Source organism: Adlercreutzia equolifaciens DSM 19450, from assembly GCF_000478885.1.
Classification (GTDB): Bacteria; Actinomycetota; Coriobacteriia; order Coriobacteriales; family Eggerthellaceae; genus Adlercreutzia; species Adlercreutzia equolifaciens.
Window position 1 is genome coordinate 2420945 of sequence record NC_022567.1, and the last position, 25432, is coordinate 2446376.

21 protein-coding genes are annotated in these 25432 nt (G+C 63.5%); 6 read left to right on the forward strand and 15 right to left on the reverse strand.

All coding sequences use genetic code 11. The annotated features are described in order from the left end of the window. Positions 1-96 precede the first annotated feature (96 nt). The gene (locus AEQU_RS09730; RefSeq protein WP_022740922.1) at positions 97-621 is read left to right on the forward strand and encodes a hypothetical protein; all 525 of its coding nucleotides are present in this window, start codon (positions 97-99) and stop codon (positions 619-621) included. Positions 622-761: 140 nt separating this feature from the next. Here the strand turns inward: AEQU_RS09730 and AEQU_RS09735 are convergent, their stop codons facing one another. The 3 genes from AEQU_RS09735 to AEQU_RS09745 all read right to left on the reverse strand — a co-directional run bounded on the left by AEQU_RS09735 (position 762) and on the right by AEQU_RS09745 (position 3855). Beyond that, positions 762-1652, reverse strand: a complete 891-nt coding sequence (locus AEQU_RS09735; protein ID WP_022740926.1) for a sensor histidine kinase — start codon at positions 1650-1652, stop codon at positions 762-764. Between the two features lie 135 nt (positions 1653-1787). Beyond that, complete coding sequence (locus AEQU_RS09740) at positions 1788-2927, reverse strand: hypothetical protein (protein ID WP_022740930.1); 1140 nt, start codon at positions 2925-2927, stop codon at positions 1788-1790. After that, the gene (locus AEQU_RS09745) at positions 2920-3855 is read right to left on the reverse strand and encodes an ATP-binding cassette domain-containing protein (protein WP_022740934.1); all 936 of its coding nucleotides are present in this window, start codon (positions 3853-3855) and stop codon (positions 2920-2922) included. The genes AEQU_RS09740 and AEQU_RS09745 overlap by 8 nt, the downstream gene beginning before the upstream one ends. A gap of 118 nt (positions 3856-3973) precedes the next feature. Between AEQU_RS09745 and AEQU_RS09750 the strand changes: the two genes are divergently transcribed. Together AEQU_RS09750 and AEQU_RS09755 are read left to right on the forward strand one after the other, a co-directional pair. Further along, positions 3974-4750 carry a response regulator transcription factor gene (locus AEQU_RS09750; RefSeq protein ID WP_022740937.1) on the forward strand — a complete coding sequence of 259 codons (777 nt, stop codon included), beginning with the start codon at positions 3974-3976 and terminating at the stop codon, positions 4748-4750. Between the two features lie 223 nt (positions 4751-4973). Further along, positions 4974-7031, forward strand: coding sequence for a tetratricopeptide repeat protein (locus tag AEQU_RS09755; protein WP_022740940.1), 2058 nt, complete (start codon positions 4974-4976; stop codon positions 7029-7031). A 6-nt stretch (positions 7032-7037) separates the two neighbouring features. Here the strand turns inward: AEQU_RS09755 and AEQU_RS09760 are convergent, their stop codons facing one another. Then, complete coding sequence (locus tag AEQU_RS09760; protein WP_158318410.1) at positions 7038-8585, reverse strand: helix-turn-helix domain-containing protein; 1548 nt, start codon at positions 8583-8585, stop codon at positions 7038-7040. A gap of 246 nt (positions 8586-8831) precedes the next feature. Between AEQU_RS09760 and AEQU_RS09765 the strand changes: the two genes are divergently transcribed. Next, complete coding sequence (locus tag AEQU_RS09765) at positions 8832-10856, forward strand: FAD-dependent oxidoreductase (RefSeq protein WP_022740942.1); 2025 nt, start codon at positions 8832-8834, stop codon at positions 10854-10856. 297 nt (positions 10857-11153) lie between these two features. Here AEQU_RS09765 and AEQU_RS09770 read toward each other — a convergent pair whose 3' ends face one another. Both AEQU_RS09770 and AEQU_RS09775 read right to left on the reverse strand, forming a co-directional pair. Next, on the reverse strand, positions 11154-13247 hold the full coding sequence (locus AEQU_RS09770; protein WP_022740943.1) for a glutamine synthetase III family protein: 2094 nt from the start codon (positions 13245-13247) through the stop codon (positions 11154-11156). A gap of 214 nt (positions 13248-13461) precedes the next feature. Continuing rightward, positions 13462-14973: an FAD-dependent oxidoreductase gene (locus tag AEQU_RS09775; RefSeq protein ID WP_244874822.1), complete on the reverse strand. Its 1512-nt coding sequence runs from the start codon at positions 14971-14973 to the stop codon at positions 13462-13464. Positions 14974-15368: 395 nt separating this feature from the next. On the opposite strand from AEQU_RS09775, the gene AEQU_RS13155 reads away from it, so the two are divergent. Continuing rightward, positions 15369-15623, forward strand: a complete 255-nt coding sequence (locus tag AEQU_RS13155; protein ID WP_084280671.1) for a helix-turn-helix domain-containing protein — start codon at positions 15369-15371, stop codon at positions 15621-15623. Continuing rightward, positions 15554-16258, forward strand: a complete 705-nt coding sequence (locus AEQU_RS09780; RefSeq protein WP_022740945.1) for a LysR substrate-binding domain-containing protein — start codon at positions 15554-15556, stop codon at positions 16256-16258. Before AEQU_RS13155 ends, AEQU_RS09780 begins: the two co-directional genes overlap by 70 nt. A 78-nt stretch (positions 16259-16336) precedes the next feature. On the opposite strand, the gene AEQU_RS09785 is transcribed toward AEQU_RS09780, so the two are convergent. The 9 genes from AEQU_RS09785 to AEQU_RS09825 all read right to left on the reverse strand — a co-directional run bounded on the left by AEQU_RS09785 (position 16337) and on the right by AEQU_RS09825 (position 25343). After that, a complete protein-coding gene (locus AEQU_RS09785) occupies positions 16337-16603 on the reverse strand; it encodes a hypothetical protein (RefSeq protein ID WP_022740946.1) in 267 nt (88 codons plus the stop codon). A 5-nt stretch (positions 16604-16608) separates the two neighbouring features. After that, positions 16609-16884 carry a hypothetical protein gene (locus AEQU_RS09790; protein WP_022740947.1) on the reverse strand — a complete coding sequence of 92 codons (276 nt, stop codon included), beginning with the start codon at positions 16882-16884 and terminating at the stop codon, positions 16609-16611. A 204-nt stretch (positions 16885-17088) separates the two neighbouring features. Then, on the reverse strand, positions 17089-18450 hold the full coding sequence (locus AEQU_RS09795) for an MFS transporter (RefSeq protein ID WP_022740948.1): 1362 nt from the start codon (positions 18448-18450) through the stop codon (positions 17089-17091). A gap of 26 nt (positions 18451-18476) precedes the next feature. Beyond that, entirely contained in the window at positions 18477-19409 is a 933-nt protein-coding gene (gene rhaD / locus AEQU_RS09800; protein ID WP_022740949.1) for a rhamnulose-1-phosphate aldolase, read from the reverse strand. Between the two features lie 9 nt (positions 19410-19418). Continuing rightward, a complete protein-coding gene (locus tag AEQU_RS09805) occupies positions 19419-20672 on the reverse strand; it encodes an L-rhamnose isomerase (protein WP_051353427.1) in 1254 nt (417 codons plus the stop codon). A gap of 68 nt (positions 20673-20740) precedes the next feature. Next, a complete protein-coding gene (locus AEQU_RS09810) occupies positions 20741-22255 on the reverse strand; it encodes a rhamnulokinase (protein WP_022740951.1) in 1515 nt (504 codons plus the stop codon). 309 nt (positions 22256-22564) lie between these two features. Next, a complete protein-coding gene (locus AEQU_RS09815; RefSeq protein ID WP_022740952.1) occupies positions 22565-22855 on the reverse strand; it encodes a molybdopterin-binding protein in 291 nt (96 codons plus the stop codon). 7 nt (positions 22856-22862) lie between these two features. Continuing rightward, positions 22863-23672, reverse strand: coding sequence for a molybdopterin-dependent oxidoreductase (locus AEQU_RS09820; protein WP_022740953.1), 810 nt, complete (start codon positions 23670-23672; stop codon positions 22863-22865). A gap of 9 nt (positions 23673-23681) precedes the next feature. Continuing rightward, positions 23682-25343 carry a molybdopterin-dependent oxidoreductase gene (locus AEQU_RS09825; RefSeq protein WP_022740954.1) on the reverse strand — a complete coding sequence of 554 codons (1662 nt, stop codon included), beginning with the start codon at positions 25341-25343 and terminating at the stop codon, positions 23682-23684. Positions 25344-25432: the final 89 nt, after the last annotated feature.

Consider the following 25432-nt stretch of genomic DNA (forward strand, 5'->3'; position numbering starts at 1 on the left):
TTGTGGCGATCGCGAACTTGTTCTTGATTAATTCGGTCATGAAAAGTATTATTTGATTCTATTAATAATTTCGGCCCTCAGAGAGAAAGGAGAAGTATGGCCTGTTCATTCCGCTATTTCCTACTTAAACGCTGCCAAGGTTTGACCGGTTTAAACACTACAAGCACGAAGAAGTTCTTCGCCGCCGCCGAGGATGCGCATCCCGAGGCATTCGCGCCGCTTCTTCTGCTTGCGATCTGCGACGGACGCGAGGAATACCTGCTCCGGCGCGCGGAGGGCACGAAAGCGGCCGAAATGTTCGACGAGTTCGTCGAACACTGGCATGCGTCGGGGCGTCCGCTGGAGGTGTACCTGGGCATGTTGCCCGACGGCGACCCGTTCAAAACCATCCTCGTCGAATGGCGCACCGATTCCTCGCGCATCGAGGTCGACCGCAAAATCCTGAAGTACGTCTCGACCGCCTTCGGCGATCTTCTGGCCGACAAGAACATGACCCGCGCCGAGGCCTGCCGCGTCACCCGCCTGAACAAGGGCAACTTCTACGCCTTTCTCAAGGGAGACACGTCGAAGATGAGCCGCAAGACGGCCATGAACGCCTACCGCGAAATCGCCGCGCTCTAGCACCCGCAAGGCCGAGCAAGGCCGAGCAAAGCCGAGCAAAACCGCGCCCGAACGCCACGGGCCCGCAGCCGCAAAAGGGCTGCGGGCCCGTTTTCATTGCGGAAGAGCGCGACCTCGGCAGCCGAATCCGCCCTCCCCTCTCACACTTCTCCGGAAACAGGAGGAAAGATAAGGGCCAGGGAAAGCTCGTCGCCCTCCAAAGAGGCCTCGACCTCTATGTTCTGGGCGGCGGCGAGGCTGGCCACCACAGCGAGACCCAGCCCCGCCCCTCCGTGGGCACGGGCCGCATCAGCGCGGTAGAAGCGCTCGAAGAGGCGATTGACGTCGATAGCCGTCGGATCGGGCACCTTGTTGGAGAAGGTCAAGCTGCGGCCCCGCTGAACGATGGACGGCGCGGACGTCCCATAGCGCAGGGCATTGCTCACCAAGTTCTCGAACATACGAGCCAGCGCCTCGCCGTCAGCCTCGACCACCAGGGACTCGTCGGGAAAGTCCACCAGAGGCTCCCAGCCGCGCTCTTCGAAAGCGGGGAACTGGCCGGCGAGCACTTCGGCGAGCACGGGCAGAACGACAAGAAGACGCATATCCAGCTCGGCGACGGCATCGGTGGCGCGGGCGTAGGCGAACAGCGCGTCCAGCAAGCCCTCCATGTCGGCCAGGCGCGCTTCGGCCGCCTGCAAGTAGTGGGCGCGACGAGCGCCGTCCGGCTCCTCGGCGGCCAGGGAGACGTAGCCCTTCGCACCCATGAGCGGCGTGCGAATGTCGTGGGACAGGCTCGCCAGGTCGCGCTGGAACTGGCGCTGCTCGGCGGCGCGCTCGCGCTCGCGTTGGTCGGCGGCCTCCAGCGTGCCGTTCACCGCGCGGGCCAGATCGGCGAAACCAGGTCCGGGCATTTCGGTGGTCAGGCGGCTGTTGGAACGCCCGTCGCGATTCCGCAGGAAGCGAGCCATACGACGAAGCTCGTGGCCGTACAGCAGCACCATCGCGAACCCGCAGAGCGCCAGGCCTCCGAAGCAAATGGCAAGCGTCACAACTGTCCTTTCTCGTTTCGTTTGTTGCAGAGCACCTGTCGCATGGCTCTAGTTGTGGCAAGGGGCGACCGAGGTCGCCCCCTACGGAGACTAGCATGCAGTGAGACGTTGTCACGCCACTCCACCAGATGTCTCCTACAAATCGCGTTTGCGCAGCGGGCCGAACGTCAGCGCGGCGCAGAGGGCAACTGCGGCGGTACCCACGATGAGTACCTGCACGGCGAGGGGCGCCATGGTCAGCGGGGCGGCAGCAGGCGTCGCGAGCAGCGTCGAGGCATGATTGCCCACATTCTGCATGCACGACGCGAGCATCCACGGCTCCAGCGCGCCGATCCAGGGCACACCTCGACCCAGCAGAAGCAGCACCTGGCCGAGAAGCGAGCCGGCGATGCCGGAGCTGACCACCAGTGCCCAGGCCACCCCGGCCCCGGCGCTGCGGGTCGCCCACACGATGACCGCCGTCGTGCACCCGTAGGCGAAGGCCAGAAGCCAGGCCAACCCGAGGAAGAGCGCCAGATCGCCCAACGGGCTTGCCGCCGCATAGGTGAAACCTGCCGCCGCGAAGGACGCCGCTCCGGCCAGGGCGGCCACGGCCAGATAGAAGGCCGCAAGAAGACCGACGAGCACCAGCTTCTCGCCGTAGTAGCGCACACGTCCCCGGCGATCCATCACCAGGTTGCGCGCGAAGCGCATGGAGAAGTCCTGGGCGAGGAAGAGTGCCGTCACCAGCGAGACGACCACGGCCAACGCCCCTCCCGACACCGCCATATCTCCCAGCATATCGGCCGGCGAGGCCAGGGTGCGCATGTCGCGGGACACTCCTTCGAAATCGGCGTCGCTGAGCGCCTCGGGATTGTCGGCGACGAGATCCCACAGCTCGCTCGAGGCGAATGCGGAATCGCTCGCCGTCTCATCGTCGCGCATGCTGTCCTCTTCGGATTCGGCCGACCCGGCGGCCTCGGCAGCGCCTAGCGTGTCCAGCTCATCCAGCGACAGGCCGCGCCCCGAGGCGCCGGCCGCAGCCGCAGCTTCCGCCGATGCATTCGCAGCGGCAGCATCCCCTTCGCCCAGGACGCCGGCCCCGCCGGTCGCCCCATCGCTGACGTTCACGGTCATCTCGAAGCTCGTCGCCGTCATACGCAGAAACTCCGGCGAGGACACCCAGTGCATCATGCCGGCCGCCAGAACGGACAGGGCCACCAGCACGATAGCGGCCACCCAGAGCATCTTGCCGTGCACGAGGCGATATATATCGCTCTTCAGCAAGTTAAACATACTGCGCGCCCCCTTCCATCAGTTCCACGAAGTACTCTTCCAAATCGCGGTGGTCTTGGGACAGCTCGCGCACCACCTCGCCGGAGCGGGCGAGCAGGCGGCTGATGGCACCATCGTCGTAGTCGCCCGCGACGACAAGGGCCCCGTCCGACTCCGCTTTGAAGGCGAGCGCGGGATACGCCTCTTCCAAAAGCGCCAGGGCCCGGGCCGGGTTCTCGGTGCGAACGCGCAGGCTGCTGCGACACTCGGCGGCCACCTCTTCGGCCGTCATTTCGCGCACCATGCGCCCGTCGGCGATGACCCCGTAGCGCGTGGCCATGCGATCGAGCTGATCGAGCACATGCGAACTGACGACCACTGTGATGCCCAAGGTTTCGTTCACGCGCACGATGAGATTGCGCATGGCGCGCGTCGCCTCCGGGTCGAGCCCGTTGAACGGCTCGTCTAGCAGCAGCACGTCGGGGCTGCCGAGCAGCGCCATGGCGAGCCCCAGCCGCTGCTTCATACCGAGCGAGAACCCGCGCACCTTCTTGTTGCCAACCGAGGAGAGTCCCACGAGCCTGAGCACCTCCTCGCAGCGGGCCGGGCCGTCCACGATGCCCCAGGCAAGCGCCTTCGCCATGAGGTTCCGGTAGGCCGACAGGTTCACAAGCAGCCCCGGCTCTTCGATCAGCACGCCGATGCGCCGCACGCCGCCGTCTTCGGGCTCCCCGTCCCCCGCCGAGGCTCGATCGCTTTCGAACAGTACGACCTCGCCAGCCGTCGGAAGGGCGTCGCCGCAGATCATCTTCATGACCGTCGATTTGCCCGCGCCGTTTTTTCCGACGAAGCCGTAGATGTCCCCCGCAGCCACGGTCATGGCGAAATCGCGCACCACAGCCCGGCCGTCGTAGACCTTGGTCAGCCCGCGCGCTTCAATGACATTCACGGCCGTCTCCCTTCTCTCACAGATCCCATCGCTTCCGTCCTTTCTCGCTTATACCGCATTTCCAGCGACCTTCAGTGTGGACGCGGGAATTAAAGAAAGTTCTGGCGAAGCGTTAAGATTGTTTGAAGATGCCAGCGCCTTTGCGTCTGCGCGTATTATCCTGCTTGCCGTGGAAACCGTTGCCGACATACTCATCATCGAGGACGATCCCTCTATCAACGAGGTGGTCTGCGCGCATCTTGAGCGCCGCGGCTACCACTGCCGTCAGGCCTTCTCGGGCACCGAGGGCCTCATGCTTTTGCGCGAGCAGCGCCCGGACGTGGTCATCACCGATCTCATGCTGCCCGGCGTGCCCGGCGAGGAGATCGTGCGCGCTATCCGCGGCACCGATAGCGCGCTGCCCATCATCGTCATCTCGGCGCGCATCACCGCCGCCGACAAGATTTCCCTTCTGCAAGCCGGCGCCGACGACTACCTGACCAAGCCCTTCGATTTAGACGAGCTGCAGGCCCGTATCGAGGTGCAGCGACGCCACCATGCCGAGCGCGCGCATGCCGGGACGGCCGTGGGCGCCGCGAAGGCGGACGGCTCCTCGCAGCTGCTCGCCTTCCGCCGCTGGGAGCTGGATCCCGACGGGCGCGTCTTTTGCGTCGACGGCGAGGAGGTGGCCCTCACGCGCACAGAGTTCAACATCCTAGAGCTGCTCATGGGCCGGCCGCAGAAGGTGTTCACCAAGCAGGAGCTGTTCGAGCTGGCTTGGGGCGAGCCCTACTCGGTGGAGGACTCCACGGTGAGCGTGCACGTGTCGAACCTGCGCCGCAAGCTGAAGCCCACCGGCACCGACGGCTACCTGCAAACCGTGTGGGGCATGGGCTACAAACTGCACAATGCCTGACGGGCGGCGCCGCAGAGGGCTTCGCCGCGCATCGCTCGCCAACATTCCTGACGCTTTTACTCATGAATGTTGTTGACCTCACCCCCTTTCCCGTCAATTAAGCTCGTAAATCTCCTGAAAACCGTGATGGTCTGGCAATTTCTCCCAAGTTGACACGGTGAAACACCGCGCACTGTGGGACAATGGGCAGACTTACCCAACTACTCCGGTGAAAGGTTCCGCCGTGTTCGATTTCTTCCGCAAAAAGGGCAACAACCCCGAGGAGCCCGCCAAAGACGGCGGCTCCCAGAACGCGGCCGGCGCCACCGCCTCGGGCCGCACCACCCGCGACGCGCTGGCGGAGTTCACCGCCACCCCGCTGCCCGACGCCATCGACGGCCTGCTGTTCCGCGTGTCCATGGCCGACCCGACCGACCCGACCTCGTCTTCGGGCTTCGACGCCTACGCCGCCCGCCTGCTCTCCGAGGCCGAGGCGCCCAGCCTGCGCGCCATCGCCGTGGAGCATCCGGTGGAGCTGCGCCGCCTGAACACCACGGGCCTGTTCTGGTCCATCTTCGACGACAGCACGATTTCAGCCGGCAACCGGGGCACCATTTTGCGCATCGAATCCGTCCTCGATCGTTTGGCCCTCATTTCGAAGGCCTTGGAAGGCGACGAGGGCACCGCCTTTGTGAGCGCCACGACCGAGAGCGCCTGCAGCCAGCTGGACTGGCAGGTGCTGCGTTCCATCGCCAACGATGCCAACGATTACCTGACCGCCGCCGAACGCGATAACAAGCTGGACACCCAGTACGGCACGACGGGCACCCGCGGCGGCAACTGGGATCTCTCCACGCGTCTGGCCGCCGCCTGCGAGGCCATGGTGCTCCCCTTCCGCCTGGAATACCGCTTCGCCTGCGATGCTGGCACGGGCACTATTGTGGCCAGCGTGTCGCTGCCCGCTCCCGACGTGTTCCCGAAATCCCGCTTCAGCAGCGCCACGGGCCAGTGGATCGACTGCACTGCGCAACGTCCTGCCGCCGCGGCCGCCTACGCCCTGCGGCTTGCGGCCCTCATCGCCGCCGCCGCTTTCGGCACCTCCGTCGGCGTGACGCGCGTCGTCGTGAACGGTCGCGAGGGTTCCATCGCGGGCCCGACCGTGATGTCTTTGGAGTTCGGCCGCATCCCCTTCACCATGGGCGCCATGGCGAAAATCCGCAGCGGCGAGTTCTCCGCGCCGGCCACCGAATGCGACCCGGCTGCGCTGTTCGACATGCTGCATCTGGCCCAGTTCGCCGTCAACATCGACGAGGCGGGCAACTTGCAGCCCGCCGAGCCGCTGCCGGTGGAGCTGTCGGTTCCCTTCACCCCCGTGGCCGAGGACACCCGTCCTTTGCCGGAGAACCTGCGCGGGCTTCTGCATGCCGACATCGTGAGCGATTTGGACGTTATGAGCGAGCAGAACGCCGATCTGGCCGCCCGCTACCGCGCCATCATGGAGGAGAAGGACGACTCGCTGCTTCTGGCGGTGGCCCAGCTGGAGGACATCGTCGCCGAGACGAGCGCCGCCGCGACGAGCGACGTCATAGCGGACGACCTCGCCCAGCCCGCCGAGCCGCGCCGCCTTCTGTACTGCGAGAACGTCTTCGCCCGCTATCTGACGAGCCTCGTGGAAAGCGACCCCGCCGTGCGCTACGTGCGCGCCTCGGACATCGGTCAGGCGGCCCGTTCATCGCTCTCGCGCATCTACCGCGACATGGGCGACTTGGACGCCGCCGAGGCCCAGGCCCGAGCCTGCATCAAGCTGGCCCCCACAAGCGCCCCGGCCTACAACGACCTCATCACCTGCTTCGCCGAGGGCGACCACTACGACCGGATCATCGACGTGGCCCGCGATGCCCTGCGCGTGGCCGTCACCGGGAACGACATCGCCTATGTGTATTACCGGCAGGCCTTCGCCTACTGGCAGACGGGACGTTTGCCCGAGGCGCTGGCCTGCTACCTGCGCGTGCCGGAGACGAGCCCCATGGGCGAGGCCGCCCTGCGCGAGCGCAACGACTTGGTGAGCGAGATGGGCAACAACGTGCCCGGCAGCGATTGGGATCCCACGGCCTGCCTGCGCACGGCCGGCGTGCCCTTGGCGCCCCTGGACGACGTGATGGAAGTGGTGGGCCGCGCGCTCATCGAGCTCTGCGACGCCAACATGCCGCTGGCCGCCGCTCCCTTGGCGAGCCTCGTGGCGAGCACCCAGCGCAACGACATCCTCCACGCCGTAGCCGCCAGCCTACGCCAGGGCGTGTAAGAAGCCTCAGTTCAGACTGGCCTCGATAAGCGACAGGAGCTCTTGCTGGGTATGGATGCCCAGCTTGCGGTAGAGATTCTTCCGATGAGTGTTCACCGTGTTGCGGGAGATGAAGAGCTCCTTTTCGATATAGCCCACATCGCGCCCGCGGGCAAGAAGGGCGAAGATCTCCGTCTCCCGTTCGGTGAGGCCATGGGTCACGGCAACTTCGCGACAGCGCTCGTCCAGCGACTCATGGGAGAGCCGCAAAAGCCGCGGCGAGAGCAAAAGCAGCGTGCGCTCCGGCAAGACGAACACGAAGGCGACGACGAGCAGCGCAATAGCGGAGAAGCCGACATAGGGAAGCAGATCCGATGACGCAGAGGCCGCCGCGAGCTGCTGCATAAGCTTAGCCGCACCGAAACCGCAAGGCAGCGCGATGTACTGGAGGCCGAACACAAGTCCCACAACGCGGCGCGGCGGCACATGGCGCATGAACACCACACTCCAAACCAGCAACCACATCGCAGCCGACATGAGCGCATAGGCGACATAAATCACCGCGTAGGAGAAGAACAGGTGGTTGTAGGCCAGAGGCAGCGCGGCCGAGCCCACAACACCGAAGGCGAAGGCCGCACGGTAGAACAGTTCCATACGATAGGCGCCCCACCGGTCCATGAGGCAAAGAATGGCGATCATAATGACGGCGCAGGCGACGAACACGCACAGGTATACGAGCCAGAACAGGCCCTGATCCAAAGGCTCGCTCGTCATGACCACGTTGCAAGTCCAGACGAACTGCACCACGAAGGCGAAGCAGAATAGCGCTGCGGCCATTCGAGCCACCATCCACCGGGAATCGCCTTCCGCTTCGCCGGCACTCGAGCCTTCGCGGCTCGAGGCGCTCTCCGAAGGGGTGCTGGTAAACCCCCGAAGACCCCACAACGATAGCAGGGGGAGGCCTCCTGCAAGCACGGCTTTGCCAACAGCACCGAGAAACTGCACCGCGATAAAGGGCACCCATTGCAGGCACAGGGCCGTGCAGAGCGCCACCATCATCTCCCGCAGATCAAACGAGGCGATGAGCACTCCCCAAGCAAGGGTGTAGCGAGCAATGAACACGGCGGCCATCATACCGAGAACCACCGCCAAGGTCATTACCACAGAACCTGCGGTCGTAGCGGAGGAGCTGAGGGCGACGCCCGCCACACCGGAAAGCGACCCCAAGATCCCACAGACCGCAGCTCCCCTCCATCGCGGCATCTCGCCGTCTTCCGGCAGCTGGAGAAAAGGCCGCTGGCGCAAGGCCGCCGCAATGAGCAGAGCCCCTCCCAAGAGCAGCGCCGCGACGAAAAGCGGGTCGCGAACGACGCCTCCCCCGTAGACAACGGTATCGCGCAGAAACCCCTCAAAGCCGATGAGCAAATTGACCCAAGCGCTAAACGCGGCAAATCCCAGAAGCAGACGAGCCCGGGGACCGTCAAGATACATCGAGAGGAAGGGGGCAACTTCCGAAGCGTCGTTCCCTTCGCTTCTCGTCCTCGCTTGCGCCCGCGCGCCCTGACGTTCCTTCACAAAACCCTCCCCCAGCATTCATTCGTTAAAGCGTTCACCTATTATACGTCCGACTTGGTCGCCCTACCGAAAAACAACGAAGCGATCACCTGCAGAAACAGCGATTTCACCTTCTCGTGGTGAAGCGTTTAGGCACGGTTTCACCACGGCGACGGTATGGCCTGCGCCCAAGCGATGGCCCATCCTGTGGCTCAACCCGACGAAACGGGAACAAGAATCACGGAACGCACGAGAAAGGGGATGGGGATGAAGCACCATCACAACATCGATGAGCTGCGCGAGGCCCTGGCCGACAAGCGCGGGCGCATCGCGCTGAGCCGTCGCGGCTTTCTGCAAGGCGCCGGCGTTATGGCTGCCGGCGCTGCGGCCGCGGGCATGATCGCTGGATGCAGCCCGCAAACCGAAGGCTCTTCGAACGCTTCCGATCCGCGCGGCGGCGAGACCATGGCCACCACGGGAAGCACCGCTGCCGCCACGGGCAACGAGGGCAAGACTATGGGCGAGGTGCTCGGTGCCGGCTGGCTCGGGGAGGAACCCGAGATCGCCGAAGACGAGATCGCCTCGGTTCAGGAAGCCGACATTATCGTGTGCGGCGCGGGCCATGCCGGCACCGCCACCGCCCGTCGTGCCGCAGAGCTCGGCGCGAAGGTCATCGTCGTTGAAATGCAGCCCGAGGACACCTTCAGCGCGCTCGGCAACGACATCGGCCATCTGAACTCTTCCTGGCAGCTCGATCGAGTCGGCATTCCGGAGTATTCGGTTGTCGACTTCATGAACGAGTACCAGATGTACGGCGCCGGCCGTGTGCAGCCGACGCTGCTCTCCCAGTTCGCCAATCGCTCCGGCGAGGCCCTCGACTGGTTCATCGACGGCTACACTGAGACCGAGAAGGACGAGCTCATTCCCCTCAACTGGCCCGTTGTCGAGGGGTACAACTACAAGAAGGGGCCCTTCACTTCTTATGTGGGCACCTGCCAGTTCGGCGGCTCCGTGGGCATGACCGACGCCGTCAAGCGCTCTCAAGAAAAGGCCAAGGCCGCCGGCGCCCAATTCGTCTACGGGCAGGCCGCCGTGCGCCTTGTGCACAACGAGGACGGCACCGAGGTCACCGGCGTCATCGCCAAGGACTCCAACTCCGGTGAGTACACCCAGTACAACGGTCGCGCCGTGGTGCTCGCCTGCGGCGACATCGGCAGCAACTCCGCTATGTACAACGCCATCTGCCGCGAGAACTACGAATTGGGCGAGTACAAGGATTGCTCGGCCATGTCCGGTCGCGACGGCTCCGGCATCGCCATGGCCATGCGCATCGGCGCCAAGGTGGAAATCGCCACCGGCGGCGACATGGGCAGTCATGCGTTCATTCCGCTGTCCCCCATGGAGGGCGTCGAATGCCTGTGGCTGAACAAGTACGGCGAACGCTACTGCAACGAGGCTTTCGGCGGCCCGTTGCTTTCCGGCTGCGCCGGCGCCCGCGAGCCGGGCGACCGCGCCTATCTGGTGTGGGGCAACGACTGGCAGGAAGTGTTCCTGAACCAGCTGGCGGGACACCTTGCCCCGAAGGAATGGGACGCGGACGCCATCGCCAACGTCAAGTCCTACATGGACGCCGCCGTGGGCTCGGGCGCCGAGGGCGACGACACCTCGGGCAAATTCCTCTATTGCGCCGACACCTTGGAGGAGTTGTGCGATTACATGGGTATGGAAGAGGGCGTGAAGGCCAACACCCTCGCCGCTATCGAGAAGTGGAACGCCGCCCATGACGCCGGCATCGATACCGAGTTCGGCCGCGACCCGGAGACCATGTGGCCCATCAAGGACGGTCCCTTCTACGGCTATCCCTGCAGCAAGCGCATAGGCGGCGGATCGCTCGTGGCCACGTCCGGCCTGCTCGTGACCGGGCGTCAGCAGGTGCAGGGCCAGGGCTTCGAGCCCATCAAGGGCCTTTTTGCCTGCGGAAACACCTCTGGCGGCCGCTTCCCCATGGGATACAACGGCATCATGAACGGTGTGTCCATCGGCATGTGCCTGTGCCTCGGCTACACGTTGGGCGAGTATCTCGCGACCGAGGACTTCGATCGCTATTGCACGCTCGGTGCCGGCAACGCCGACATCAAGCAGTCCGACAAGGGCATGGCCGGTCCGCCGCCGGGCAGCGGCGAAGGCGATGCCGAGGGTGGCGCGCCCGGCGGCGACGGAGCCCCAGCCGGCGACGGTGCCGAGGGCGGCGCACCAGCCGGCGGTGCCCCGACCGGCGGTGCCCCCGCTTAGGCGGAACGACGCTGACATCATCTGACATCCCCCGCTAACTTGTGGGCGCTTCTCCCCCTCCCCCCTCCAAGCGCCCCCGAGCATGAGACGAGAAGACCTCCCACGGGAGGTCTTCTCACATTATTAAAACGCGGGGATGCGCCCAAGGAAAGCAGCGAGGATCCGACAGGTGCCTGCATCTGTGCTGAAAAGCGGCTGAGCGTACTTCGTTACGCGAAGGCAAGCTTTGAAGTGCAGAGGCAGGCACCTGTCGGATCCGCAGCATCAGGCTTAAGTTAGAAGCCGAAAGCTTCTAACTTAAGCATAGAAAAGAATCTCGTTGTAGGTGGGCACCGGCCAGGCGTCGCGCTCGACGATGATCTCCATGGCGTCCACCGCCTCGCGCAGGGCGTCCATCACGGGGATGATCTCGTGCGCGTTCATGTTCGCACGCTCCTGCTGGTTCTCAATCTCGCGGGAGGCGTGATGCAGCTCGTGCAGCTTCTCCAGCTGGCGGTTGATCTCGGCGGCACCGGCCACGAGCTTCTCTAACTTATCCTTCATGAACGACGTGTCGCCCTCCGGCAGCACGTTTTTGATAGCGCTGATGCCGTTGGCGAGCTTGGCGGCATAGCGGTTGATGGCCGGCAGATAGTCGCGACGCACGAGACGCTTCATAGCGCGGATCTCGATGTTCATGATCTTGTTGTACTTCTCCAGCTTCACCTCGTAGCGGGAGCGAATCTCGTCCTCGGTGAGCACGCCGAATTCAGTGAACAGGTCGATAGACTTCTGATCTACCAGGCACGGCAGCGCGTCGGCCGTGGTGCGATGGTTCGCCAAGCCGCGGCGCGCGGCTTCCTTCTCCCACTCCTCGGAGTAGCCGTCGCCGTTAAAGATGATGCGCTCGTGATCGCGCAGAGTGCGCTTGATGTAGTCGATGGCGGCCGCCTCGAACTCGTCGCCGGTCTTGCCTTCCATCTGGTCGGCGAATTCTTTCAGCGACTTGGCCATGGCCGTGTTCAGCACCATGTTCACATCCGACAGGTTCTGAGCGCTCCCGGGCATGCGGAACTCGAACTTGTTGCCGGTAAACGCGAAGGGGCTCGTGCGGTTGCGGTCGGTGTTGTCCTTGATGAAGTTCGGCAGCACATCAACGCCGAGATCCATGGCGACGCGCTCGGCCGAGGTGTAGTCGTGGTCGTCGATAAGCGCCTCCACAATGGCGCCCAGCTCGTCGCCGAGGAACATGGAAACGATGGCCGGCGGCGCCTCGTTGGCCCCCAGGCGATGATCGTTGCCCGCCGAGGCCGCCGACATGCGCAAAAGCTCCTGGTACTCGTCGACCGCCTGAATGACGCCGGTGAGGAACACGAGGAAGCGCAGGTTCTCCATGGGGTTCTCGCCCGGATCCAGCAGGTTGCGCCCGCCGGCGGAGATGGACCAGTTGTTGTGCTTGCCCGACCCGTTGATGCTCTCGAAGGGCTTTTCGTGCTGCAGGCACACGAGACCGTAGTGGCTCGCCAGAAGCTTCATCTTCTCCATGGTAAGCAGGTTCTCGTCTACCGCGCGGTTCGTCTCGGCGAAGATGGGCGCCAACTCGTGCTGGGCCGGCGCCACCTCGTTGTGCTTCGTCTTCGCGGAGATGCCGAGCGCCCACAGCTCGTCGTCGAGCTCCTTCATGAACTCGTTCACCGTGGGGCGAATAGCGCCGAAGTAGTGCTCCTCCAGCTCTTGGCCCTTCACCGGCGGATAGCCGAACAGCGTGCGGCCCGTGAGCATGATATCGAGACGGCGCTCGTAGTCCTTCTCGGAGATGAGGAAGTACTCCTGCTCGGCGCCCAGCGTCGTAGTGATGCGATCGGAGGAGTCGTCGCCGAACAGATCAAGCACGCGACGGCCCTGGGTCTCGATGGCCTTCATGGAACGGAGAAGCGGCGTTTTCTTATCGAGCGCCTCGCCGGTGTAAGAGCAGAAGGCCGTGGGAATGCAGAGCACCTCGTCCTTGATGAAGGCGTAGGAGGTGGGATCCCAGGCGGTGTAGCCGCGAGCCTCGAAGGTGGCACGCAGGCCGCCGGAGGGGAAGCTGGAGGCGTCGGGCTCACCCTGGATGAGCTCTTTGCCCGAGAACGTCATGATGGCGCAGCCGTCATCAGTGGGATCGATGAAGCTGTCGTGCTTCTCGGAGGTGATGCCCGTCAGCGGCTGAAACCAGTGGGTGTAGTGGGTGGCGCCCTTCTCGATGGCCCACTCTTTCATGGCGTGGGCGACGACGTTGGCCACGTCCTCGTTCAGGGGGGCGCCTTCTTTGATGGTCTTCATCAGCTGCTTGTAGGTGGTCTTCGGCAAGCGCTCGCGCATGACGTGCTCGTTGAATACCATGGAGCCGTACAGATCGGTCACTTTCGACATAACGGGTTCGCTCCTCACTCGGGTCGATGATCGGAATAAGATACCACGTCGGAGCCACCGCAACCGCTGTACCCCGGCACGTTCCAAATTAACGGCGCATTGTTTCGAGGAGTTTTCTGCTCAGCGAAACCGAGGTTACGAGAGAGACGCACCAGATCGGGCGCGCCCCTCTCGGGGAGGGAAATATCACCGGACGTTTCGCCGGGTGCCGGCGCTACTCGTTCTCGCTGATGTAGCGGACAGCGTGACGCCCTTCGGTGAGCGTGCGGCCTATGGCGCAACCGACGAGGTACTCGGGGTAGTTGCCCGAGAACACGCTGCCGCTGCAATCTCCGGCAGCATACAGTCCGGGAATGGGCTCCAGCGCCTGGTCGAGCACTTGCATGTTCGCGTTTATCTTCAGACCATCGAGCGTGGTAAGCAACGAGCCACCGAACCAGCAGCCATAGAACGGAGCCGTGCGAATCTCCGACAGGCGGAACGCCTCCTTGCCGTAGTCCTCATCAACCTGCTTGTCGTACAGCTCATTGTAGCGCTCCACCGTGGCGAGAAAGGCATCCTGGGGCAAGCCAAGCTGATTGGCCAGCTCTTCCAGCGTATCGGCCTTCTTGAGAGCGCCCTGTTCGAGCAGCTGCCGTCCTCCAGGAAACACCGCCACAGCCTCCTCGGGCGGAAAGCCCTGCAACACCTGCGCGCCGATCTTCGCGCAGCCAACAACCTGAAACCGCGCGGCATCGGCGCTCGCATTGGCGTCGAATACGGAGCACCACACCCCGCCCGGCTGATTCGCCGCGGCTGCAGCGCACCAATCGTAGGGAGCCGACTCGTTAAAGAAACGCTCGCCGCGGCGGTTGACCTTCAGGAAGGGCAGGCTGCCGAGAACGTTCTCCGGGCAGACGCCGGGGAAGTCGGCGTCCATGCCCTCGCCCTCAAGACCGCAGTCCACTCCAGGGGACACCGCACCGCGGTCGAAAATCATCGGCGCAGATTCCCGATCCATGCGCGCACCGGCCCACAGGCCGGCCCTGATGCCGTCACCCGTACAGTTCGGCATTTTGTCGGCAGCAGTGCAGGAATCCAGAACGGCCGGCGCCAGCGCCGAGAGCATCACAGGGTTCGCAGCATAGCCTCCTGTGGCAAGGAGGACACCCTTAGCAGCATCCACCTGCACATAGCCATCGTTCGTCTCGAAAATCGCTCCCGTGACACGACCGCTCTCCTCGCGCATAAGCTTGGCCAACTTATAGCCGAAGGAGACCTCGGTGCCCTTGGAGGCGATATAATCCGCCAGAATCTTGTTGCGAGCCATTCCGGCCTGAGCGGAGGCGTCCCCCCAAAGAGCCGGAGGCACCGCTTCGGCCACCGCAGGGGAATACCACATATGCTGTTGAATGGGAACGTAGTAGTCGGTACCACCCGTTGGGTGATCGTAATCGTCCACATCCAGGTAGATCTCCATGCCAGCGGCGGCCAAAATGTCGTTCAGGTACTCGATCGTCTCGCCGCTCTCGTTGATCCAGACCTTCCACACGTCCTGGGAGCACTTGCCCGAGGCGTAGCGCGTCAATTCGTTCAGCAACTTGTTCGTATCGGTGTTGATGCCGGCCTCCTTCTGCCACCGACTATTGACGGCGCCCACCCAATGCCGCGACGCCTGCACGTCACCCGCCTTGTCACACACCATGAAGTCCATACCCAGATCAGCGGCGGTAGCAGCAGCCGACATGCCGGCATTGCCTGCACCGATAATCAGCAGATCGGTAGCCTCGGTACGGACGATCTGATCCTCGGCGATTTCCGGTGCCTCACCCAGCCAGGATGACGCCCTCTCCGAGCCCTCAGCGGGCTGGGATCCCCCCCGTTCCCGCCAGTGACGGCTTCGCCGGGCTGCATCCCGCCAATCCCATAGCCGCAAGCGTGCCCGCGCCGATACCGGCCAGAGACACGAACTGACGTCGATTCATTTCGGTTGCACTCATCGTACCCTCCTTTTTCAGATCCCCGGGCGGACCTTCGCCGCGCCCCTTCGGCATTAGTTAACAACGAGCCCTGAGAAAAGAGAAATACCAATGCGGTTTTGATTTATAATGATGCGGTATAAATCGAGATCAGGGGAATTTTATGCGCATCGAACAGCTTCGTAGCTTCATCGCCATTTACGAAACCGCGTCCTTCACCGCTGCAGCCGAGCAGCTGTACACATCGCAGCCGGCAGTGAGCCGCCATGCGACTCAGCTGGAAGAAGAGCTGGGAGGTCCACTTTTCGTTCGCACAACAAGGCAGGTAGCCCCACCAAGGCCGGCAACGTGCTTTACGAGAAGGCCCACACTGCCCTCGCGCTCATTGACGAGGGGGTCGCAGCGTGCAAGGCTCTGAACAGCCATTGCGGTAGAGTTGCCGTTGGGTACGAGTATATGTACATGGATCAGATCAGCGTCCCCTGGCTGCAAGAGTACAAAGACAGCATCAGCAGCCATACCCTGATCGACCTCGTGGAACAACCTTTGCCGCAGCTGTTCAAGGGACTTTTAGAGGAGCGCGTCGACTGCGTCTTCGTTGGCTTGACGAAAGAGGCGATCATTCCAGCCTACCTTGAGAAACGCGCTATTACCTCAATGGAAGAAGTGATCTTCGTTGGACCCGAGCACCCCCTGGCAGGCCGCCCCTTCGTCACCATAGACGATCTCCTCGATGAGGAATTTGTATACCCGCTCATCAAACCCACCTCTCGCGAGAGCGTCGTCGTGAGGGATTTCGAAGAGCGCGGCAAGAGTCCCCGCTGCACCACAACCCTTCACCAGCCAAGCGCCTTGAACGTCGTGGAGCGCGGGAGCGCCATTATCGACCTCCCGGCAAAATATGCCCTTGAGAGCCCCCATCTGGTGCGCGTCCCTTACCAGTCGGCCAACCAGATTACCTACTTTTTCATCTGGAACCGCGCCAACGACAACGAGTCCTTTGCCCAGTTCCGCACTTTCGTGGAGGAGAAGATCGCCGCGCTGCAGGACTGAGGACGCAACATTTATCGCTTTGAATTCCCAAGGAGCAGACTCGCGCTTTCCCGCCAGCGCATTTACGCTCTGAGAGCTTTACGCCGTCATCAAGTCACAAGCGACGAGGCGTCGTAAATAGTCAGAGCGGCTGATGCCCTCATCCTTCGCGCGAGCATCCATCTCGGTAAGCTCTCGACGCGGGATCTTGAAGGTGACGGACGTCAACTCCTCACCCAGCTTCAAAGGACGACCGCGAACGATGCGCGTTTCTCCCGCAGGCCACTCGCCGCTCTCGAACATCTCCGCCAAAGCCTCAAGTTGTTCGTCACTAACCACGGAACCGTTTTTTGTTGTAATAGGCACAGCAATCACCTCTTCAATCCTGTTTCCCGCAATGTCTTTGCCGAGGGCGGCGTCATTGCATGAAACACAAGCACTGTTTCGTCGTCTTTCACCGTGGCAACCATCTCGATGAGTCTATTGCGAGAGTCGCTTCCAACCGCCACGAGCACCACGTCAGGAAACGAATCTGTCACACGCTCTACGAGTACGCTCGCATTGCGCCAGGCGCTTTCCACGTCCTCAACCTTAAGTTCAGGATGCCGCGCAGAAACACGATCATGAACTTCTACCTTCTCAAACATCGACGCTATCCTTTCGAATTTCGTCTTTCATAATTGTAAGACGAATATCGGATTCTGTCAACATGCCCGCAGAGTGCGGCAAAGCACTCCGCCACGGTATGACGGAGCGCCTTCAATTACTCAACTTGAACGGTTCACCTATTTTGCAAGCTGAAAGTAAGCATATGTGAGCGCTTTGGAAGTTCACCACTCCCCGCCGAGCAGCTAATCGATGTGCTTGCCGTAGCGCTCCTCGGTGATCTCGTCGAGGGTGCGGCCCTGGGTATTGGGGCACCAGATGACGCCCACCACGAGCGACACCAGAAGGAAGCCGCACATGATGATGCCGGCGGTCACGAAGCCCGAGGGGGTTTCCACACCGAGGCCCGCCACGGCCACGAGCGACCAGATGCCCAAAACACCGCGAACTAGGAAGAACATGATGCCCTGCACGCCGCCGCGGTACAGCGTCGGGAACAGCTCGGTAGACCACAGCGCGTAGAAGCACTGGGCCGAGAAGCCAGCTGAGATGCCCCACAGCGCCACGAACACCCACAGAAGCCAGCCCCAGCTGTCGGCCGTGCCCGCCTCCAGCTGCATGCCGAAGAACACCATGACCACCCAGGCCGCCAGCGCCATGACAGCCGTGGCCGCGAACAGGATGCGGTGAGGAATCTTGTCGCCGAACTTCGAGAAGATGGCAAGCGAGCCCACGGCCGTGAGGATCCACATGACCGCCTGCAGAAGCGAGATGGTCGTGTCGTCCAGGTTGCCGGCCGCCGCGTACATGTAGGGCATGAACTGGCCCATGGTGCCGGCCACGATGTTCCAGGTCAGATACACCGCAACGAGGAACACGATGGACTTCACGTTCACGGAGTTGGTCAGCGCGCGGCCCATCATCTGAATGAAGGTGTCGCGCTTGCCGGCGGCCGCGTCCTGCTTTTCCGTCCAGTCCTTCGACTCCTCCAGCTTGCGCTGCAGATTCCACGCGATGAGTGCCACCACGAACAGGATAAGGAACAGCAGGCGCATGGCGAACAGGCCGTCGAAGGGCCCGTAGGTGCCCGCCGGCAGAAGCGCGCCATCCGGCCCGAAGGTCGGGAAGATAAACGAGAACAGCAGTGCGATGAGGAAGATGACCGCCGGGCCGCAGGACCAGGCGAACTGGCTGATGCCGATGTTGGCGGCGCGGCTCGTGGAGGAGGACATCTCGGAGATGTAGCTCCACGACGACGGCACGCCGGCGCCCACGGACAGGCCGGAAATGACGATGCCGGCGCAGAGCATGGGCAGGTTCACCGCGCACATAATGAGGAACACGCCCGTGGCGTACACGAGCAGATTATAGGTGTAGATGAACTTGCGCCCGAAGCGGTCGGCCAGAAAGCCGCCGATGAGCGCGCCCACCGCCGCGCCGAAGGCGTTCGCGCCCACGGCGCCCAAGATGGACACCCACACGTTGTCGAAGTTGAAGGCGATCGCCCAGGCCGCCAGCGCCACACCCGAGGCCACGATGCAGCCGGAGTCGAGGAAGTTGGTGAGCGATACGGCGATGGTGCCTTTTTTCTCTTGGGACAGAGCCATAGTTTTGCAGACCCTTTCTTAGTTGCTTAGTTGTCGGTCGCCGAAGCCGCGGGGAAATCCAGCATGGCCTCGTTGATCTTGACGTTGAACTCGCGGCCGATCTGCCGCAGCCCCTCGTCGGTGATGGTGTTCAGGAACTCACCCGAGCCGCCGTTCATGGCGCGGGCGCGCCCGTAGATGTCGGCGGCCTTCTCGATGGTGTGCAGAAGCCCGAAGGTGGCATCGAAGTCGGTGCCGGAGACGAACAGGCCGTGGCTCGCCCATACCACCGCGTCGAAGGTCTTCATCTGCTCGGAGGTGGCCCGGGCGATATCAGCGCCGCCGGGCACCATCCACGGCACCACGCCCACACCGGCCGGGAACACGACGACGCACTCGGTCATAGCCTTCCACAGCACGCGAGTGAAGGTACGCGCGTCCAGCGGCAGCAGGTAGGAAAGCGCGATGATGTTGGTGGGGTGCGCGTGGTAGATGACGCGGCAGGCGCCGTCGGTAGCCGCAGAGCGCACGGCGTGGTTCATGACGTGGGTCGGGAACTCGGACGTGGGGCGCCCCCCATCGTCGAGACCCCACACGATGCGGTAGGCATCGCCAGCCGCGGACAGCTCCACAATGCCGATGTTGCGAGAGGGATCGGACGCCACATTGCGCATGTAGTTGCCGGTGCCGGTGACGAGGAAGTACTGACCGCCCATAGTCGGCGCCTCAACGCCGAGGGGTGTCCAAGGGCGCGGCTCCTTGTCGAAGAACTTGCGGGCGGTATCCACGTCCTCGGGACGCAGGCGGTAGCTGAGGTTGCCGCCGTTGCGCTCGTGCCAACCCTGCTCCCAGCCGTCGTTGCACAGGCGCACGAACCCGCGCACGAACCCCAGCTGCTCCATGGCCACGCCGGACACCGCCCCGCGCGCCGTATCGATGCCCTGGGAGAGCATCTCCTGTGCCTGATCGAAAAATGCCATGATTGCTCCTTACATGCGCTCGGGCAGGATTTTGGCCTCGTAGGCGGCCACGGCCGGGTACAGCTCGCCATCGAGCGGGCAGCCGGCGCGGCGGCAGTACTCGTCCCACACGGCGCCGAAGGGCATCGACTTCGCCTGCTCGGCCAGCATCATCTTCTCGGTGAACTGGTAGGTGTCCTGCAGCTCTTTCAGGCGCTCGCCCGGCTGCAGCAGCGCGTAGAGCAGCGACTTTTCCATGGCGCGCGTGCCCGTGGCCCAGGCGCCCACGCGGTTGATGGAGGCGTCGAAGAAGTCGAGGCCGATGATGACCTTCTCCCAGGCGCCGGGGATGTGGGCGATTTCCATGGCCACTTCCTTGGTGGGGTCGTCGAAGAGCACCACGTGGTCGGAGTCCCAACGCACCGGGCGCGTCACGTGCATCGGCACCTTGTCGAAGAACAGCAGCAGCGCCGAGAGCTTGTCGGCCACGTTCTCGGTGGGATGGAAGTGGCCCAAATCCAGCAGATCGTACACGCCGGGGTGCGTGGCGGCGTAGGCCAGGTAGAACTCGTTGGAGCCCACGGTCATCGACTCCAGACCGATGCCGAACACCTTCGACTCGCAGGAGTCGATGACGCGGTCGTACTTCTCGGCGTAAATCTCGTCGAGCGAGTCGCGCAGGCGCTCGCGCAGGCCATAGCGGTCGCCGGGCACGTCCTTCAGGCCGTCGGGGATCCAGATGTTGCAGAGCGTCTGGTCATCGAGCGCCTCGCCGATCTGCTGGGAAATCTTGCGGCAGGCCTTGCAGTGGCGGATCCAGAAATCGCGCGTCGCCTTATCGGGCGAGGACAGCGACAGCTCGTTGTTCATCATGGGGTGGCCGAAGATGGTGGGGTTGAAATCGATGCCGTAGCCGTGCGCCTTCGCCCACGCGACCCAGGGCTCGAAGTGCTTGTACTCGATGGTGTCGCGGTCGACCCAGGGATTCTCGTCGGTGAAAACGGCGTAGGAGGCGTGCAGGTTGATGCGCTTGGCGCCGGGCACGAGAGCCATGGCGGCCTCGAAATCGGCGGTCAGCTCCTCGAAGGTGCGGGCGCGACCGGGGTAGTTGCCCGTGGTCTGGATGCCGCCGGAGAGGCCCCCTTCCTGGTCGAAGCCGAGCACGTCGTCGCCCTGCCAGCAGTGCACCGAGATGGGCTTGGCGGCCAGCTTCTCCATCACCGCCTCGGTGTCGATGCCGAGGGCGGCGTACTCCTCGCGGGCCAAATCGTACATGGTAGTCATCGGGTTTCCTTTCTGTTCACCAGTATCTAGAAGCTCTTGCTGTAAATCGTCGGGGTCGGAATCGCCCATCACGGCTCCACCTTCTGCACGTCGAAGGACTCGGCGATGGCGGCGCGCACGGCCTTGAGGTGCGGGAACACCCCGTCGGCGAGCATCTGCACGGCCAGGTTGCCGAGCGCGGTGCCTTCCACGGGGCCGGCGTACACGGGAATGCCGCATACTTCGGCGGTGCGGCGGTTCAAGTGGCCGTCGCGGCAGCCACCGCCCACGATATTGATGGACGCGTACTCGTGGCCGGCCAGCTGCGAGAGGCCTTCGACGGCCTCGCGATAGCACAGCGCCAAGCTCTCGTACACGCAATGCATCAGCTCGCCCAAGGTCTCGGGCACGGGCTGCCCCGACTCCTCGCATGCCGCGCAAATCTCCTCGATCATGGAATCGGGCGAGAGGAACCTCTCGTCGTTCACGTTCACAATGGAGGCCGTCACTCCAGCGGCCTCGGCCTCGTCGGCCGCCTTGATGAGGTCGGCGAATCCTACCTCGTGCCCCAGGCCCTCGACGCGCATGTACTGGTGCAGGCGCCCCTTGCGGATGGCCTTCTCGTCCACCACGTAGGTGATGCCGTTCAGCTCGCGGCGAATGGACTGGATCATCCACAGCCCCATGATGTTCTTCAGGAAACGGTAGCGGAAATGGTAGCCGCCCTCGTTGGTGAAGTTCTCGCGGAAGGCCGCCTCGGCACAGATGGGGCTGCGGTTCTCCACACCGAGCAGGCTCCACGTGCCCGAGGAGAGGAACACCGCCGGCAAATCGCAGGCGGGCACGGCCAGATATGCGCTGCCCGTGTCATGGGTGGCCGGCAGCACCACGCGCGTGTCGTAGCCGATGGCGCGGGCGATCTCGGGGCACACGGGCCCCAAGCACGCGCCGGCGTGAGTAACGTTGCGGAACAGCCGACGAGGAATGCCAAAGGCCTCCATGACCGTCTCGTCCCATGCGCCAGTCTCCGCATTCAGAAGGCCGGTGGTGGAGGCATTGGTGTACTCGATGGCCTTCTCGCCCGTGAGCAGGAAGTTCAAGTAGTCGGGAATCATGAGGAACGAGTCGGCCGCCTCAAGCTGCTCGGGATGCTCGCGCTGAAGCGCCAGCAGCTGGTAGATGGTGTTGAAGGGCTGGCGCTGCAGACCGCAGCGGCGGTACAGCTCCTCAGGAGCCATGATGGCATCGGCCACCTCGTACATGCCAGCCGTACGGGAGTCGCGGTAGGCCACGGCATCGCCCACCAGGTTGTCCTCGGCATCCAGCAGCACGAAATCGACGCCCCAGGTGTCGATGCCCACCGATTTCGGGGCAAAGCCCGCCTCCTTGCAGAGGGCAAGGCCCCGCACCAGCTCGCTTGAAAGCAGCTCCACATCCCAGCAGTCGTGGCCATTCCGGCGCACCTGGCGGTTGTCGAAGCGATGCACCTCTTCCAAACGAATGAGCCCGTCTTCCACGAAGCCCACCACCACGCGGCCCGACGAGGCCCCGATGTCCACGGCCGCGTAGCAGTCGCGCCGCAACCCCTGCGCACGATGCGCCATGTCGCCATTCCTATCTTCGCACGCCAGCAGGGGGCACCGCCGAGGGCGATCCCCGCTGACCATGAGCGTATTTCTCAACTTTTACCTGGGAAAACGCGCAAGCCATTAATGCGGCGCACAGTGTACCAGCAAAGGGGCCCTCTGCAAGGGCGCGCGCCCAAAGAGGTGGCGGCCTGTAACAAATCAACAACAATGACTTCATGGGTCGCCATTGAAAGGGGCCCGGACGAACCGGGCCCCTCAGAGAAGGATATTTGCTCAGACGCCCTCACCGCGCCGCCAATCGTGCAGCTTCGGGCGATCCGCCCCCTAACCTTCCGGCACGAAGGCTGTGAATGCGGCGGTATCGGGCTCCGGGCTCACCTCGCCGCGCTCGTTGACCGAGCGCACGAGCAGGCAATAGGTTCCCGGCACCTCGGGCGTGTACTCGAAGGTCCAGTGCACCCATCGATCGCCCGTGGAACCAGAGACGTCGTAGTCGGTCCAGTTCTCGCCGTCGTCCAACGAGAACTGGACCGTCACGATGGGCACGCCGTAGTCCTCGGCGTAGCCCTCAAAGCGCACCGGGCGCCCTACTTCCACCGCGAGCGGCGCAATCATCGCGATCCTACTCCTGCGCGCCCGCCAGCACACCGGCGTTCGGGCTGTTGGGATGCTCGTCGCCCTCGCCGGGCACCGCCGGCGCCTCGTCCTCGGCCGATACCACGATCTCCACCACATCGCGCACGAAGTAGTTCGCGGGCGTGCGGGTCATCCACAACTGGTTGCTCCCGCCCACCGAGGCGGTGAGCGCCTCCTCGTTGATCTCATAGCTGAGCACGCCGTGGCGCCCGATCACGTAGCCGAGCGGCAGCATGGTCTCGGTGCCATCGGCCGACACGAACGTCACCGCATTGGCCCCGGGCTGCACGCCAGCGCGCTCCAGGATGGACTCGATCGGAATGCCCTTCACGTTCGCCGTAACGATGGCGCGACCGCCCGCAGGGTTGCCGCCGCAGGTGCACGTCATCTTCTGCTGCACCGACTCGTCGCCGGCAAGATCGCCCACCGAGGCGGTGTAGGCGTCATTCACCGCGCCCGACACCGTCAGTTGCCAGTCGAGCGGGTTCTCCGAAGCAAGCGCGATACCGGCGCCGCACACCACGCGCACGGCCTTCTGGAACATCGTGCGGATGGTCTCGTTGGGTGTGACGGCCTCCTGGTCGTAGGAGAAGACGCCCTCGGCTCGGGCCACCTTCACCGCACCGGCCACGGCGGCGTTCTCGCCCACCTCCGCTTGCGGGTCGGCGGCAGCATTCCCGTCAGCGCCATCGCCCGGCGCCACCGCCAAGGCCGGCACTGCCGACATGGACGCGATCATCGTCAAACTCGCCAAGGCGCCAGCCGCGGCCCGGCCCTTCGATTTCAAATCTCTCATGGTCTCCCCCTACTCCACCGTGAACATGAACTGGGTATCATACTGGCTCACATGATCGGAGCCGTCCGGCGCGATGCTCGTCGTGCGGATGTCCATCAGGTACGTCCCGGCCTCAGGCGGCGTGAAGTCCATGCGCCAGTAGGTCCAGTACTTGGAATCGTTGTTCGGCGTGTCCAGCGTTGTCCAGGTCGCGCCGTGGTCGAAGGAGAACTCGAGCTTCTTGATAGGCTCGTTCCACGCATCGGCGAAGCCCTCCAGATGCACCGGCTTGGCCTCGTCGCCCGTGAGCACCACATTGGTGGGGTAGTTCAGCACGCCGCTGTTGGGCTTGGAGTACACCTCGCCCGTGCAGTCATCGGCAAACTCGCCCAGGTACACCTGGTTCATGGCGGCGTCTTCGGGCTGGGTCATGAACGTGAGGTTGCTGATGCGCTTCACGAAATTGCCGCCGGAGGTGTTGTACACCCACACCATGCAGGGGTAGCCCTGGGTGTTCGGCAGCACTTCGCCGTCCATCTTCGTGACGAGGATGGCATTGTTGTCCACCACCCAATCGATGGGCATCTGGGCGTAGTCGTAGCCATCCGAGCCGATGGGGCTCACGATGTTCGCACTGGCCTTGGGCTTCGCAAACTCAATAACCTTCGACAGCGGAATGCCCTCCACCTCGCTTTGCATGATGGTGGCCTGGCCAACGCCGTTGATGGTGCAGTCCATCTTCATGACCTGCTTCACGGTGCCGAACTGCTCTTCCATCTCGGGAAGGGTCATGGTCACCGGATTGCCGCAGTCGCCGTCGATGGAGACGGTCCAGTTCTCATAGATGGACGGATCCACCTGCGTGTCGTCCACGAGCCACTCGGACGGCTCGTCCTTCACCGTCTTGAAGAAGCGGTTCTCGGCCGGAGTGATCGTGGTCTGGTCGTAGCTCGTCGTCACCTGGACCTCTTCGGCGGCCACGTCGGTGATGCCGTGGTAGAGGTTGTACTTGTAGTCGTCCCAACGACCGAGGGTCTGCGTCTCCACGTCGTTGTAGTGGCACGAGAAGCAGGTGCCACCCTGGCTCGTGAACATCGCGTTCGTCATATGGGTGTTGTGGATGGCCTCGCCCAGGTAGTTCGTTCCCTGGTAGGTCTTGGAATGGCACGCGATGCAGTTCGCGAAGGTCTGCTCGGTGGGATAGCCGAAGAAGATCAGGCGATGGTAGGTGGGCAGACTCATGATGGCGCTCTCAAGCGTGTGGCACGAGGTGCAGCCGCGGTTCTCGGCGTTCAGGTATGTGATGTTGAACGCGCGATCGTCGGAAGGCACCGGCTGCACGGTGAACCCATTGCGGTCGGTGTAGCGAAGCGGCTCGTTGGCCTCGGCGTTGGCGGCGTTCTTCTCGCTGTTCTGATAGAAGCCGGGCAGGGCGGTCACGCCGTCCACGAAGCGACCCTCCGTGGGGAACCCGCTGATGCTGGCCAGCTGATCGCTGTAGCCGTCACTTGTCGCGGCAGCCGGCTCGGTTGTTGTCGTGGAATCGGCCGCCTTGTCGGCCCCATCGCTCGGCGCGGCAGCCGGAGTGCAGCCCCAGGCCAAACATCCCGCTCCCAAAACGCACGCGAGCACCGCCGCGCACGCAATCCCCTTGCGCGAGCGCCGCTCCGTTCTCGTTGCTTGCTCTCTCATATCTCCTCCTTAGGTTTTGGAAAATAAGCTCCCCTGACGCTTCGCGCCTCCTTTCCGGGCTTTCGAAACTTGATGGAATTGGAATGGGC

Excerpts from the sequence above, each read along its gene's own strand:
- AEQU_RS09820 (WP_022740953.1), bottom strand. The coding sequence starts at position 23,672 with ATGAGAGATTTGAAATCGAAGGGCCGGGCCGCGGCTGGCGCCTTGGCG.
- AEQU_RS09805 (WP_051353427.1), bottom strand. The coding sequence starts at position 20,672 with ATGACTACCATGTACGATTTGGCCCGCGAGGAGTACGCCGCCCTCGGC.
- AEQU_RS09790 (WP_022740947.1), bottom strand. The coding sequence starts at position 16,884 with ATGTTTGAGAAGGTAGAAGTTCATGATCGTGTTTCTGCGCGGCATCCT.
- rhaD (WP_022740949.1), bottom strand. The coding sequence starts at position 19,409 with ATGGCATTTTTCGATCAGGCACAGGAGATGCTCTCCCAGGGCATCGAT.
- AEQU_RS09770 (WP_022740943.1), bottom strand. The coding sequence starts at position 13,247 with ATGTCGAAAGTGACCGATCTGTACGGCTCCATGGTATTCAACGAGCAC.
- AEQU_RS09825 (WP_022740954.1), bottom strand. The coding sequence starts at position 25,343 with ATGAGAGAGCAAGCAACGAGAACGGAGCGGCGCTCGCGCAAGGGGATT.
- AEQU_RS09775 (WP_244874822.1), bottom strand. The coding sequence starts at position 14,973 with ATGTCGGCTGCTGCTACCGCCGCTGATCTGGGTATGGACTTCATGGTG.
- AEQU_RS09740 (WP_022740930.1), bottom strand. The coding sequence starts at position 2,927 with ATGTTTAACTTGCTGAAGAGCGATATATATCGCCTCGTGCACGGCAAG.
- AEQU_RS09810 (WP_022740951.1), bottom strand. The coding sequence starts at position 22,255 with ATGGCGCATCGTGCGCAGGGGTTGCGGCGCGACTGCTACGCGGCCGTG.
- AEQU_RS09730 (WP_022740922.1), top strand. The coding sequence starts at position 97 with ATGGCCTGTTCATTCCGCTATTTCCTACTTAAACGCTGCCAAGGTTTG.
- AEQU_RS13155 (WP_084280671.1), top strand. The coding sequence starts at position 15,369 with ATGCGCATCGAACAGCTTCGTAGCTTCATCGCCATTTACGAAACCGCG.
- AEQU_RS09765 (WP_022740942.1), top strand. The coding sequence starts at position 8,832 with ATGAAGCACCATCACAACATCGATGAGCTGCGCGAGGCCCTGGCCGAC.
- AEQU_RS09815 (WP_022740952.1), bottom strand. The coding sequence starts at position 22,855 with ATGATTGCGCCGCTCGCGGTGGAAGTAGGGCGCCCGGTGCGCTTTGAG.
- AEQU_RS09795 (WP_022740948.1), bottom strand. The coding sequence starts at position 18,450 with ATGGCTCTGTCCCAAGAGAAAAAAGGCACCATCGCCGTATCGCTCACC.